This window comes from Nocardiopsis sp. NPDC055824 (genome assembly GCF_053616335.1).
The window spans coordinates 47,446-59,284 of record NZ_JBSHDN010000018.1 but is presented as its reverse complement, the minus strand read 5'-3'; the positions used below and the strand labels follow the sequence as shown (position 1 = coordinate 59,284).

The 11,839-nt window shown below is 75.1% G+C and carries 11 protein-coding genes; 5 read left to right on the top strand and 6 right to left on the bottom strand.

Translation table 11 applies throughout. From position 1 onward, the window contains the following. Nucleotides 1-13: 13 nt before the first annotated feature. Both ACWGL3_RS06965 and ACWGL3_RS06960 read right to left on the bottom strand, forming a co-directional pair. Nucleotides 14-367 carry a hypothetical protein gene (locus ACWGL3_RS06965; protein WP_452461005.1) on the bottom strand — a complete coding sequence of 118 codons (354 nt, stop codon included), beginning with the start codon at nt 365-367 and terminating at the stop codon, nt 14-16. Nucleotides 368-433: 66 nt separating this feature from the next. Then, on the bottom strand, nt 434-1,195 hold the full coding sequence (locus ACWGL3_RS06960) for a L,D-transpeptidase (protein ID WP_267947186.1): 762 nt from the start codon (nt 1,193-1,195) through the stop codon (nt 434-436). A 228-nt stretch (nt 1,196-1,423) separates the two neighbouring features. Here ACWGL3_RS06960 and ACWGL3_RS06955 point away from each other — a divergent pair, with 228 nt between their 5' ends. Together ACWGL3_RS06955 and ACWGL3_RS06950 are read left to right on the top strand one after the other, a co-directional pair. After that, on the top strand, nt 1,424-2,131 hold the full coding sequence (locus ACWGL3_RS06955) for a response regulator transcription factor (protein WP_267947187.1): 708 nt from the start codon (nt 1,424-1,426) through the stop codon (nt 2,129-2,131). After that, on the top strand, nt 2,112-4,304 hold the full coding sequence (locus tag ACWGL3_RS06950; RefSeq protein WP_267947188.1) for an ATP-binding protein: 2,193 nt from the start codon (nt 2,112-2,114) through the stop codon (nt 4,302-4,304). The genes ACWGL3_RS06955 and ACWGL3_RS06950 overlap by 20 nt, the downstream gene beginning before the upstream one ends. A 53-nt stretch (nt 4,305-4,357) precedes the next feature. On the opposite strand, the gene ACWGL3_RS06945 is transcribed toward ACWGL3_RS06950, so the two are convergent. Further along, a complete protein-coding gene (locus ACWGL3_RS06945; protein WP_267947189.1) occupies nt 4,358-6,322 on the bottom strand; it encodes a M3 family metallopeptidase in 1,965 nt (654 codons plus the stop codon). Nucleotides 6,323-6,621: 299 nt separating this feature from the next. On the opposite strand from ACWGL3_RS06945, the gene ACWGL3_RS06940 reads away from it, so the two are divergent. Further along, complete coding sequence (locus ACWGL3_RS06940; protein WP_267947190.1) at nt 6,622-7,347, top strand: hypothetical protein; 726 nt, start codon at nt 6,622-6,624, stop codon at nt 7,345-7,347. Nucleotides 7,348-7,404: 57 nt separating this feature from the next. Here the strand turns inward: ACWGL3_RS06940 and ACWGL3_RS06935 are convergent, their stop codons facing one another. The 3 genes from ACWGL3_RS06935 to ACWGL3_RS06925 form a co-directional block, all read right to left on the bottom strand. Then, entirely contained in the window at nt 7,405-8,265 is an 861-nt protein-coding gene (locus ACWGL3_RS06935; protein ID WP_267947191.1) for an ABC transporter permease, read from the bottom strand. After that, nucleotides 8,262-9,221: an ATP-binding cassette domain-containing protein gene (locus ACWGL3_RS06930; protein ID WP_267947192.1), complete on the bottom strand. Its 960-nt coding sequence runs from the start codon at nt 9,219-9,221 to the stop codon at nt 8,262-8,264. The genes ACWGL3_RS06935 and ACWGL3_RS06930 overlap by 4 nt, the downstream gene beginning before the upstream one ends. A gap of 277 nt (nt 9,222-9,498) precedes the next feature. Further along, a complete protein-coding gene (locus ACWGL3_RS06925; protein ID WP_267947193.1) occupies nt 9,499-10,062 on the bottom strand; it encodes an HD domain-containing protein in 564 nt (187 codons plus the stop codon). Nucleotides 10,063-10,312: 250 nt separating this feature from the next. Between ACWGL3_RS06925 and ACWGL3_RS06920 the strand changes: the two genes are divergently transcribed. Next, nucleotides 10,313-10,882 (top strand): DNA-3-methyladenine glycosylase I, encoded by a 570-nt coding sequence (locus ACWGL3_RS06920; RefSeq protein ID WP_267947194.1) that lies wholly within the window; start codon nt 10,313-10,315, stop codon nt 10,880-10,882. Nucleotides 10,883-11,000: 118 nt separating this feature from the next. Then, entirely contained in the window at nt 11,001-11,825 is an 825-nt protein-coding gene (locus tag ACWGL3_RS06915; RefSeq protein WP_452461004.1) for an SDR family oxidoreductase, read from the top strand. Nucleotides 11,826-11,839 lie beyond the last annotated feature (14 nt).

The following is an 11,839-nucleotide window of genomic DNA, read 5'->3' as shown; positions in this document are numbered from 1 at the left end:
GCCCCGACGGGGGTCAGCCCGTGTAGTTCGGGTCCTGCTCGACCGGAGGCGCGGGGGCGGCCTCGGGCGCGACCGGGTCCGGCTCGACGGAGGCCCCCTCGCCCGGGCTCGGCTCCTCGGAGGGGGCCTCCACACCGGGCTCGGGCTCGGCGCACCCCCCCGGCAGGCCGGCCCCGCCCTCCTCGGGGGCGACCACGCCCTCCTCGGGGGCGACCACGCCCTCGGCGGGATCGGCCGGGACGGGCACCGCCGGGCAGTCGCTCTGGGAGGGCGGGACGGCCGGCTCGTCGGCGGCGAACGCCGGGGCGGCGCCGAACAGGGCGAACGCCGCGATGCCGGCGGCGAACAGGCTGGTCTTCAGACGCATGGTGGGTCCTTCTGGTCGTTCGGTGTGTGCGGGGTACCGCCCCGCGCGGCGGTCCGGGGCCGGGGGTCAGCCGGAGATCTCGACCGGCGTGCCGATCGGCAGGTTCTCCGCCATCCACGTGATGTCGTCGTTGGAGACCCGGATGCACCCGTGGCTGACCTGGCGTCCCAGGGCGTCCTCGTCGTCGGTGCCGTGCACCGCGAGCTGGCCGGGGCCGCCCGCGAAGGTCTCCAGCGTCTCGGAGAAGCCGCTCAGCCCGAAGGCGTAGACGCCGTAGTCGCCGTCCGGGTCCGGGGGGCGGAGCAGCTCGGTGAAGTAGTAGCGGCCGGGCGGGGTGGGGGTCTCGTTCGCCCCCGTGCCGATCACCCCGGCGCGCACCTCCTCCTCTCCGTCGTGGACGGTGAACTCGAAGGCCTCCGTGTCGATCTCGACGCGGAACGCGGTGGTGGACAGCTCCACCTCGTCGCTCCTGATCCAGCCCGTGGAACCGTTGGGCCGGACCGGGAGGAGCACCTCCAGCCACTCGCCCTCGTTCCGTTCGACGAGGAACGTGCGGTCCACCCCGAAGTCGTTGGGGCTCGTGAGGGTCTGCGACGCCTCCGCGTCCTCCTTCTCGGCGTGGACGTCGACCTCCCCGCCGACGACCGTGGCGATCTCGACCGCCTCGGCGCCGGCGTCCCCGCTCGCCCCGGCGGCCGGTTCCCCGGTCCCGGGTGCGTCCTCGGACGCGGGTGCGGACGAGCAGGCCGTGAGAGCGGCCAGGGCCGCGGCGGCCGCGAGTGACGGCAGGGCCCCGGTGGTTCGTCGGGGCGGCGTGGATCGACGCATGGAATCCGTCCGGCTTCGTTCGGGGAGACGTCCGGCGGACCGTTTCCCTGCCGGACGGAATCGAAGAATCGCGGACGGATGTGAAGAACCCGTGTGCCCGTCGTGTGTCTCCTGTGTGGTGACCTGGGGCGGCCCGGAACCGCCGGTCCGGGGCCGGTGGGGGACACGTACGATCGAGCCGCGGCCGGCCCCGGGACCGGCCGCCAACCGAGCCGAGCGGAGGTCGCCGTGTGCGCGCATGTGCTGGTCGCGGAGGACGACGTGAACCAGGCCGACCTGATCCGTCGCTACCTGGAGCACGAGGGCCACTTCGTCCGCGTGGTGCACGACGGGCGCGCCGCGGTCGAGGAGCACCACCGCGAGCGGCCCGACCTGGTCGTCCTGGACGTGATGATGCCGGTCATGAGCGGCCTCGAGGCGTGCCGCACGCTCCGCGCGGAGTCGGACGTCGCGGTGCTGATGCTCACCGCGCGCTCCACCGAGGAGGACCTGCTGACCGGCCTGGACCTGGGCGCGGACGACTACGTGACCAAGCCCTACAGCCCGCGTGAGCTGATGGCGCGGGTGCGCACGCTGCTGCGCCGGTCGCGGCGGGACCCCGACGGTCCGGACCGGGTGCTGCGCGCGGGCCCGGTCGCGGTGGACCCGTCACGGCACGCCGTGCGGGTGGACGGCGAGCCGGTGGAGTGCACGCCGGCCGAGTTCCAACTGCTCGCCGCGCTGGCCGCCCGGCCGGGGCGGGTCCTCACCCGGGCCCAGCTGCTGGAGTACATCCACGGCATGAGCCGGTTCATCACCGAGCGCACGATCGACGTCCACGTGAAGAACCTGAGGAAGAAGCTGGAGCCGAACCCCCGCAAGCCGGTGCGGCTGGTCACGGTCTACGGCGTCGGCTACAAGCTCGTCGGGGCCGGCGATGGCACGTCGCCGGGATAGGGACGCCCCGCGGGCCCGCGGCCGCCGGGCGCGTCCCCGGGCCGGGGGAGCCCTGCGGCACAGCCTGCTGGCGCGCCTCCTGGCCAGTTCGGTGCTGGTGGCGGTCTGCTCGATCACCGCGACGGCCTGGCTGGCGGTGCAGGGGACGTCGGAGTCGATCAGCGTCCAGCAGGGCGAGACCCTGGCGGTGGACACCCGCATCCACGACACCCTCGTCGCGTACGCGGCCACCCACCCCGCGTGGGACGGGGTGGGGTCGACGGTGGAGGAGCTGGCGGACGAGACGGGGCGGCGGATCGCCCTGACGACCGAGAGCCACGGCCTGCTGGCGGATTCGGCGGGCGGTGAACGGCCGCTCCCCCACCGCACGTCCTCGGTGATCGACCCGCTGGCGGTGGACGTCACGCTGGCGTCCGACCTCGCGGGGCGCATCGACCCGCGCGCGGTGGGACCGTTCGCCCTGCCCCGGGAGGACCGGTCCCGGCTGCTGGAGGTCGCGGAGTCGGGCGCGGCCTGCCTGAGCGGGGTGTACGGGCTGGCCGCGGAGGTGGAGGCCGGCCCGAGCGGTCGGCCCGCCGTGACCGGGGACCCGGTGGACGACGCCGTGTGGTCCGACTGCGGGCTCGACGCGCTGGACGAGCCGACCGGGAGCGAGCGGGAGGCCCTGGCGGAGTTGAACCGCCTGGTCGCCTCCTGCCTCGACCTCGGGGAGGGCGGGCTGCCCGGGGCGGAGTTCCGCATGGACGGCGCCGCCGGGGTCCCGGTGGCCGAGCCCGTGGGGGACGGGGCCCCGCCGGCGGCGGACGAGGCGCGCGCCCCCCGGGAACCGGTGGAGGAGCGGCCCGGGGACTCCGGGACCGACCCGGGCGTGCCCGCCGTTCCGAGCGAGGAGCCCGCCGACGGCGAATCGGTCGAGGCGCCCGTGGAGGAGCCGGCTCCGCCCGGGCTCCCGGAGGCGCCGATCGCCCCGGGCCAGGAGGCCCCGGCGCCCTCCCCTGCCCCCGACCCCGTGGCCTCGCCGCCGTCCGAGGAGCCGTCCCCTCCCGCGCCCCCGAGGTTCGACGCGCGCACCTCCGCCTGCCTCGACTCCGGTGTCCGCGAACAGCTCGATCCCTACGTGGCCCCCGCCGCGCTGCTGTTCATCGACGACCCGTCGGAGGAGCCGGAGACCGGCCTGTCCCTGTCCCGCGAGGGCCTCCTGCGCGTCGCCGGGGTGGTGCTGCTGGTACTGGTGCTGACGGTGGTGGTGAGCGTGGCCGTGTCGACCCGCCTCGTCCGCCCGGTCCGCGCGCTGACCGACGCCGTGCGGCGCATGCGCGCCGGGCAGGGGACGGCGCGGGTCGAGGTGAGCGACTCGGGGGAGATCGGGCAGCTCGCGGCCGCGTTCAACGAGATGTCGGAGCACCTGGCGCGGTTGGAGGACCAGCGCAAGGCGATGGTCAGCGACGTCTCCCACGAGCTGCGGACACCGCTGAGCAACCTGCGGGGCTGGCTGGAGGCCGCCCAGGACGGGGTCGCGGACCTGGACCGGGAGCGCATGGGGATGCTGGTCGGCGAGACGCTCCTGCTCCAGGACATCATCGACGACCTCCAGGACCTGGCGCTGGCGGACGCGGGGAAGCTGCGGCTGTCCCCGGAGCCGGTCGACGTGGGCGCCCTGGCGGCGCAGGTGGTGGACGGCCAGCGCCTGCGGGCGGAGACGGCGGGGCTGCGGCTGGTCGTGGAGGTGGAGGACGCGGTGGCCGTGGTCGACCGGACCCGGCTGCGCCAGATGGTCGGGAACCTGGTGGGCAACGCGCTGCGGCACACCCCGGCCCCCGGGACGGTCGCCGTCCGGGTGCGGCGCGCGGACGGGATCGCGGGCCCGGCGGGCGGGCCGCCCCGGGACGGCTCCGGCGGCGACGTCGTCGTGGAGGTGGAGGACACGGGGGTCGGCATCGCACGGGAGGACCTCCCGCACGTGTTCGACCGGTTCTGGCGCGCGGACAAGTCGCGCAACAGGCGCACCGGCGGCAGCGGCCTGGGGCTGGCCATCGTGCGCGGCCTGGTGGAGCTGCACGGCGGGTCGGTCTCGGTGGAGAGCGTGCGGGGCGAGGGGACCGTCTTCACGGTGCGCCTGCCCTCGGCAGGCCCTCCGGACCGGCCGGAGCCGCCGGGGCCGTCGGCGTCCTGAGCCCCCGGCCCGGCGCCTCCGGCCCCCGCGGCGGGGGTCCCGGTCCCCTCCGCCTATTCCAGGCCGCGGCGGCGCAGCAGGGGCTCCATCCGCGGCTCGCGGCCGAGGAAGCCGCGGAAGGCCTCCATCGGGTCGGTGCTCCCGCCGACCGAGAGCACCCGCTCCCGGAAGCGCTCACCGTTCTCCCGGGTGGGGCCGCCGTTGGCGGTGAACCACTCCACGGCCTCCGCGGCGAGGACCTCGCTCCACACGTACGAGTAGTAGCCGGCGCTGTAGTCGTTGGAGAACACGTGCATGAAGTAGGCGGTGCGGTAGCGGGGGCGCACCTGCGCCAGGCCGAGGCCCCAGGCCTCCAGGGCCCGCTCCTCGAAGGCGGCCGGGTCCACGGCCTCTCCGGCGCCGATGCGGTGCCAGGACCAGTCGAGCAGCGCCGCCGCGAGGTACTCGACGGTCGCGAAGCCCTGGTTGAACCGCGTGGCCGCGGCCATCCTCTCGACGAGCTCGGCGGGCACGGGTTCGCCGGTCTCGTGGTGCCTGGCGTAATTGGCGAGGACCTCCGGCCGGTGCGCCCACATCTCGTTGGCCTGGGAGGGGAACTCGACGAAGTCGCGGGGGACGCCGGTGCCCGAGAAGCGGGGGAAGCGCACCGCCGAGAACAGGCCGTGCAGGGTGTGGCCGAACTCGTGGAAGGCCGTGCGGACCTCGTCGAGGGTGAGCAGCGTCGGCCCGGACGCGGGCTTGGTGATGTTGAGGTTGTTGACCACCACGGGCCGTTCGTCCAGGAGGAACGACTGGTCGACCAGGTTGTGCATCCAGGCTCCGCCGCGCTTGGTGGGGCGGGCGTAGGGGTCGAGCAGGAACAGCCCGAGCCCGGTCCCGTCCTCCTCGAACACCTCCCACACGCGCACGTCGGGGTGGTAGCCGCGCAGGTCCGTGCGCTCGGCGAAGGTGACGCCGTAGAGGAGGGTGGCGGCGTGGAGGACCCCGTCCCGGTAGACCCGGTCCAGCTCGAAGTAGGGCCGCAGGGCGCCCTTGTCGAAATCGTGGCGCGCCAGTCGGACCTTCTCGGCGTAGAAGGGCCAGTCCCACGGTTCGACGGGGTGTCCGGCGTGCTCGGCGAGCGCCTCGGCCTCCTTCTCGGCGTTGCGGACGGCGGGTCCGACCAGCTGACCGAGCCGTTCCTCGACCGCCCCGACGGTCCTCGCCGTCTGGTCGGAGACCTTGAGGGAGGCGTGGTCGGGGTGGCCGAGGAGGTCGGCCCGCTCGGCCCGCAGCGCGGCGATCCGCGCGGCGGGACCGAGGTTCTCCGGGGCGCGCTCCGTGCTGAGGGTGTACAGCCGCTCGCGGGTGGCGCGGTCGGTGAGCTGGGCGAGCGCGGGCTGCACGGTGAAGTTGAGCAGGGGGAGCACGTACTCCCCGTCCTTCTCGACCGCCCTGATCTGGGCCTCGTCCAGACCGTCGAGCAGTGCGGGGTCGTGTACGACGAGCGCGGACTCCGAGGAGGCGCGGAGCACGTTCTGCGCGAACTCCGTGGCGAGGCCGGCGAGCTCCTCGTTGAGCTGCCGCAGCCCGGCCTGCTGCTCCTCCGTGAGGTCGGCCCCCGCGGCGGTGAAGTCGGTCCTGTACCGCTCCAGGAGGCGGGTCTCCTCCGGCCCCGAGGCGGTGACCTGCTCGATCCGCCGCCACAGGGCGCGGTGGAGGGAGATCGCGTCCCGGTGGTTGGCGGCCCTCGGGGCGATCTCCTTCTCGATCTCCCTGATGCCGTCGGTCGCGTCCGAGCCGGCCAGGGTGCGGAACACGGCCTCGACGCGGCGGAGGGTCCTGCCGGACCGCTCCAGGGCCGCGAGCGTGTTGTCGAAGGTCGGGGGCTCGGGATCGTTCGCGATCGCGTCGACCTCGGCCAGGTGTTCGGCCATGCCCCGCTCGAACGCCGGGAGGAAGTGCTCCTCGCGGATGCTCGCGAAGTCGGGCAGCTGGTAGGGCAGACCACTGGGAGCGAAGAACGGGTTGTCGGTCAAGGCTCGGGCTCCTCGTGATTCGTGCGCGTCGGCCTGGCGGTCCGTGTGCCTGGAATGGACACGTGTGCCGGGAATGCCGGTGCCGTTCTATCGCGGCCTGCCCGCGCTGTCACACCGGTTCCGCCCGGGGCGCGCACGCTCCCGCCTGGAACCGCTGTCCCGTCGGGGTTTCCGGGAACCGGGGTCCCCGCCCGGACGTCCGAGGCGGGGAGGGACGGCTCCCGTTCCCCCTCCCGAGCCCCGGGCACGCGCGGCTCCGGACCGGCCGCACTCCCCCGCAGACGCCCCCGGAGGCCCCTGTGCACCATCCCCCACACCCCCCGCCGTCCGCGCAGCCGGGCCGGGTCCCGCCCCGGACCGCCGGGAGCTACGCCCGGGCGTACCGGCGGCGGCGCGTCATCGGGTTCGTCCTGTTGGGTGCGGCCCTCGCCGTCATGGTGGGGAACGGCGCGACGATGATCGTCGCCGCCGAGGCGGAGGGTCCCTTCGGCCTGTTCAGAGGCATGGCCTGGGCCCGGACCGTCCAGGCCTGGGCCGACACGGTCGGCGTCCTCGCCCTGGTGGCCGTCCCGCCGCTCATGGGGTCGGCCCTGGTGTACACCATGGTGAACCATTGGCCGCCACCGGATCGGATCCCCCCGTGGACGACGCCGGAGGACCTGCGCGCCGCACAGGCCCTCGTCCGGCACGGGCTGATCGGCTCCGACGCCCGCACCGACCAGGTCGCACGGGCGGTGTCGGACGCGCTTCTCGCACAAGCCGCCTTCCTGCCTCCGCCGTTCCGGTCCGCCGTCGTCACCGTGTCGGTCGTGTGCGGCGCGCTCGTGGTCTCGGTCGGTCTCTACGGGACCGTCCGGTCCCTCCTGGAGGAGGACCTGAACGGCCTCGCGACCGGTGTGCACACCGTCCTCATGTTCATCGGCTTCCTGTGCCTGCACCCCCTCGCGAGTGCCGGGCAGGCGAGGGCACGCCGGTACCTCGCCCTGTACGACGCGGCCCACCGGCGGGCGGGCCGGTACGGGTGACCCGGCGGCCGATCCGGTGTCCGGCCGCCGGGCCTCCCCGCCGTGGCGCGGCCCCGGCTACCCGGCCATGTCGCGGTACCGCCGGACGCAGAGCGGGAAGAAGACCGCGACGATGGCCAGCGGCCACACCACCGCCATGAGCAGCGCGTTCTGCGCGATCCAGGTCTCACCGCCCCAGCCCGGGTTGCCGAACAGTTCGCGGGTGGCGGTGACGGTGGAGGACAGCGGATTCCAGTCCGCGACCGTCCCCAGCCACAGGGGCATGGTCGCGGTGGCCGCGAACGCGTTGGACAGGAACCCCAGCGGGAACTCCAGGGTGTGCACGGCCGTGACCGCCCCCTCCCCCCGGACGGCCAGGCCCACGTAGATGCCGAGCCACACCAGGGAGAAGCGCAGCAGCAGGAGCAGGCCGACCGCCGCCGCGGCCTCGCCCCCGGTGCCGTTCCACTGCCACCCCGCCAGCAGGCCGCAGCCGAGGAGGATCGCCAGCGTGATCGCGGACCTGAGCATGTCGGCCGCGCAGCGCCCCACCACGACGGCGGACGGCGCCATGGGCATGGAGCGGAAACGGTCGGTGACGCCGCGCGCCATGTCGTGGGAGACGGCGGTGACCGTCTCGCCCACGCCGAAGACCATGGTCATGGCGAACATGCCGGGCATCAGGAACTCGCGGTAGTCCCCGCCGCCGGGCACGGTCATCGCCCCGCCGAACAGGAACCCGAACATCAGCAGCATCATGACGGGGAAGAGCAGCCCCGCGACGAGCTGTCCGGGACGGCGCAGCCAGTGGAGGACGTCGCGCCGGGTGATGGTCCACCCGTCCGCGACCGCCCAGCGGACGCGGGCGGCGAATCCGCCGGCCTCCCCGTGGGCGGGGCCTGCGGCGGACGGAGCGGACGGAGCGGCGGTCGCGTTCATCGTGTGGTCTCCTCCTCGGCCTCCGTGAGGTGCAGGAACACCTCGTCCAGGGTGGGGCGGCGCAGGACGACGTCCTCCACGCCGATCCGCTGTTCCTCCAGGGCCCGCACCACCTCGGTGAGCGCCGCGACCCGGTCCTCCACGCCGACGCCGACCCGGCGGTTCTCCACGTCGGTGTCCGGCTCCGCGCCGACGACCCGCCGCACGATGCCGGCCGCCCCGGCGAGCGCCGCCGGGTCGCGGACCACCAGGTCGAGGCGGTCGCCGCCGAGCCGGGACTTGAGCTCCCCGGGGGTGCCCTCGGCGACGACCCGGCCGGAGGAGACCACGGAGATCCGGTCGGCGAGCCGGTCCGCCTCCTCCAGGTACTGGGTCGTGAGCAGGACGGTCGTGCCGCCCGCGACCAGCTCGCGGACCGCGCCCCACACCTCGTCGCGGCTGCGCGGGTCGAGTCCGGTGGTGGGCTCGTCCAGGAACAGCACGGGCGGTGCCAGGATCATGCTCGCGGCCAGGTCGAGGCGGCGCCTCATGCCGCCGGAGTAGGCGCCGACCGGCTTCCTCCCCGTGTCGGCCAGGCGGAACCGCTCCAGCAGCTCGTCCGCGCGCGCGGCGGCCCGCCGGGAGCCCAGGTGGTGGAGGCGGCCGAACATCTCCAGGTTCTGGCGCCCGCTCAACACCTCGTCGACGGCCGCGTTCTGTCCCACCAGCCCGATACTCCGGCGCACCCGGTCCCCGTGGGCGGCCACGTCGTGTCCGGCGACGCTCGCCGTGCCCTCGTCGGCGCGCAGCAGCGTGGTGAGCACGCGCACGGCGGTGGTCTTGCCCGCCCCGTTGGGGCCGAGCAGCCCGCACACGCTGCCGACGGGCACATGGAGGTCGAACCCCCTCAGCGCCCAGCTCCGTCCGTAGCGCTTCCCCAGGCCCCGCGCGGTGACCGCGCCCCCGGTCGTCTCCACGGTGATCTCCTCTCCGACAGCCGATCCCCTTTACCGTACGCCGTACTGTACGTACTACGGTCCAGAGAACACAAGGGCGCCGGAGATCATTCCTCACGGGGTGAGGCGCACGGCGGGCGGCCTCGGCCGCCCCTCCCGGCCGGCCGGTTCTCCGGGCCCCGCGCCCCCGGGCACGGGCGGGCGGACACCCGCCGAAGGGGCGGGAGCCGCCCGCCGGAGGTGCCCGGCCCCCGCCGCCGCGGCGTGGTCGGCGGCGGGCGGAGCGCGCCGGAGTGCCCTATCCCCCGGTGCCGGGCGGGGCCACCGCGTGGCGGGCCTGGTGTGCCAGCCGGGCGTCCGCGCCGTCGGCCAGTTCCCGGAGCACGTCGTCCAGGGACGCGAAGACCTCCCAGGCGGGCAACTCCGCAGCCTCCGCCAACCGTCGGGTGACGAGGAGCTCCAGCCCCTCGACGCGAGCGCCCTTCCAGATCTTGTCGGAGAGGCTGACCAGCAGGTCCTCCAGCGTCCGGCCCTCGGCGGACCAGTCCCCGTGGGTGGCGCAGAACCCGGCCAGACGCGCGGGCACGCCGCGGGACAGCAGCAGCCGCTCCCCCGCCGCCTCGTGCAGGCGCCCCGGCCCGGTCAGCTCCCCGGGATGCCCGGTCTTGCCGATGTCGTGCACGGCGGCGCCGAAGCGGACGGCCCCGGCGTCCACCGGCAGGCCGGGGTGGCGGTCGGCCAGCCACGCGAGCAGCGCGACCGCCGCTCCGTGGACGAGGTCACCGTGCGCCACCAGGCGGGGCGGCGCCCCGACGTCGGCCAGGAGCCGGGCGGCCTCGTCCGGTACGGCGATGACGTCCATGGGGTTCGGACTCCGTTTCCCGCGCGCTCCCGCGCGCACCGGGGGGGACGGCCACGGGAAGGCCGTGGCCGCGCTCCACGATAGACCCGCCGGGCCGGTTCCCTCCGGGGCCGCCCGCGGACGCCGGACGCCCCGGCGCGCCTCCCCGCGGGCGGAGCTCCCGCGCGCCCGGGGCGGGAAGGACCCCGCCCCGGACGGTCGGCGGTCTCCGCGACAATGCGGTGACCGCAGTCGACACCGAGGAGCACCCATGCCCGACCAGGACCAGCGCTGCGCCTGGGCCCGGAACGCGCCGGACCTGATGAAGGCCTACCACGACGAGGAGTGGGGCAGGCCGTCCCGGGACGACGCGTACCTGTTCGAGCTGCTCGTGCTGGAGGGCGCCCAGGCCGGGCTCTCCTGGTCCACGGTGCTCGGCAAGCGCGAGAACTACCGCCGCGCGCTGCACGGCTTCGACCGCTCCCGGATCGCGGGGTACGGCCAGGAGGACACCGACCGGCTCCTCGCGGACCCCGGCATCGTCCGCAACCGGCTCAAGGTGGCCTCGGTGGTGCGCAACGCCCGCTCCTTCGAGCGGGTGCGCGAGGAGCACGGCAGCTTCGCCGCCTACCTGTGGGGCTGGGTGGACGGCGAGCCCGTGGTCAACCGCTTCACCGAGCCGTCACAGGTCCCGGTGAGCACCCCGCTGTCCGACCGTGTCAGCAAGGACCTCAAGGCGCGCGGCTTCAACTTCGTCGGCACCACGATCGTGTACTCCTACCTCCAGGCCGTCGGGGTGGTCGACGACCACCTGGCCGGGTGCCCCGCCGCCTCCGCCTGAGCCGCCGCGCGCCCCAGTGGTCCGCCGCTCTCCCGCACCCTGTTCCGTACGGTGTACTGTACGCCATACGAAACAGGCGGGCATGCCCCCGCCGCCCCCCACTGGAGGAGAGAGAGCCATGACGTTCCTCGTCGCGGGCGCCACCGGAACCGTCGGCCGCCACGTCGTCGACCAGCTGCTCGGCTCCGGGCTCCCGGTCCGCGCGCTCACCCGCGATCCCGGTCGCGCCCGTCTCCCGGAGGGAGCGCGGGCGGTGCGCGGCGACCTCACCGACCCCGACAGCCTCGTCCCCCACCTGGCGGGGGTGGTCGGCCTGCACCTGATCACGTTCGGCGGGGACGACTACGCGCCCCTCGTCACGGCGCCGCAGATCGTCGACCTCGCCGAACGGGCGGGGGTCCGCCGGGTGACGGTCCTGTGCGACTTCCACCCGGGTCCCGTCGAGGAGGCCCTGGCCGCGAGCCCCCTCTCCTGGACGCTCCTGCACCCGGTCGAGTTCATGGCCAACACCCTCGACTGGGCCGGGTCCGTCGCGGAGGAGGGCGTGGTCAGGGAGGTCCGCACCCACCCCAGCGCCCTGGTGCACGAGGCGGACATCGCCTCCGTGGCGGTCACCGCCCTCACCGAGGACGGACACGGCGGCCGCGCCTACCCCCTCACCGGCCCCGAGGCGCTGACCCCCGGGGAGCGGGTGGCGGTGCTCTCCCGGGCGGTCGGCCGGGAGATCGCGCTGGTCCGGACCAGCCCCGAGGAGGAGGCCGGGCGGCTGCGCGCCCTGGGCCACGACGAGGAGTACATCGGCTTCGCCGCCCGGCTGGCCGCGGACCCCCCGGAGGTGGGAACCCGGCCCCTGCCCACCGTCGAGGAGGTCACCGGGCGGCCCGCCCGCGGGTTCGCGGCGTGGGCCGAGGAGCACAGGGACGCCTTCCTCGGCCGGGACTGACCGCCCTCGCGGGG

Coding starts and splice junctions, on each gene's coding strand:
- ACWGL3_RS06915 (WP_452461004.1), top strand. CDS start 11,001: ATGACGTTCCTCGTCGCGGGCGCCACCGGAACCGTCGGCCGCCACGTC.
- ACWGL3_RS06920 (WP_267947194.1), top strand. CDS start 10,313: ATGCCCGACCAGGACCAGCGCTGCGCCTGGGCCCGGAACGCGCCGGAC.
- ACWGL3_RS06965 (WP_452461005.1), bottom strand. CDS start 367: ATGCGTCTGAAGACCAGCCTGTTCGCCGCCGGCATCGCGGCGTTCGCC.
- ACWGL3_RS06925 (WP_267947193.1), bottom strand. CDS start 10,062: ATGGACGTCATCGCCGTACCGGACGAGGCCGCCCGGCTCCTGGCCGAC.
- ACWGL3_RS06950 (WP_267947188.1), top strand. CDS start 2,112: ATGGCACGTCGCCGGGATAGGGACGCCCCGCGGGCCCGCGGCCGCCGG.
- ACWGL3_RS06960 (WP_267947186.1), bottom strand. CDS start 1,195: ATGCGTCGATCCACGCCGCCCCGACGAACCACCGGGGCCCTGCCGTCA.
- ACWGL3_RS06935 (WP_267947191.1), bottom strand. CDS start 8,265: ATGAACGCGACCGCCGCTCCGTCCGCTCCGTCCGCCGCAGGCCCCGCC.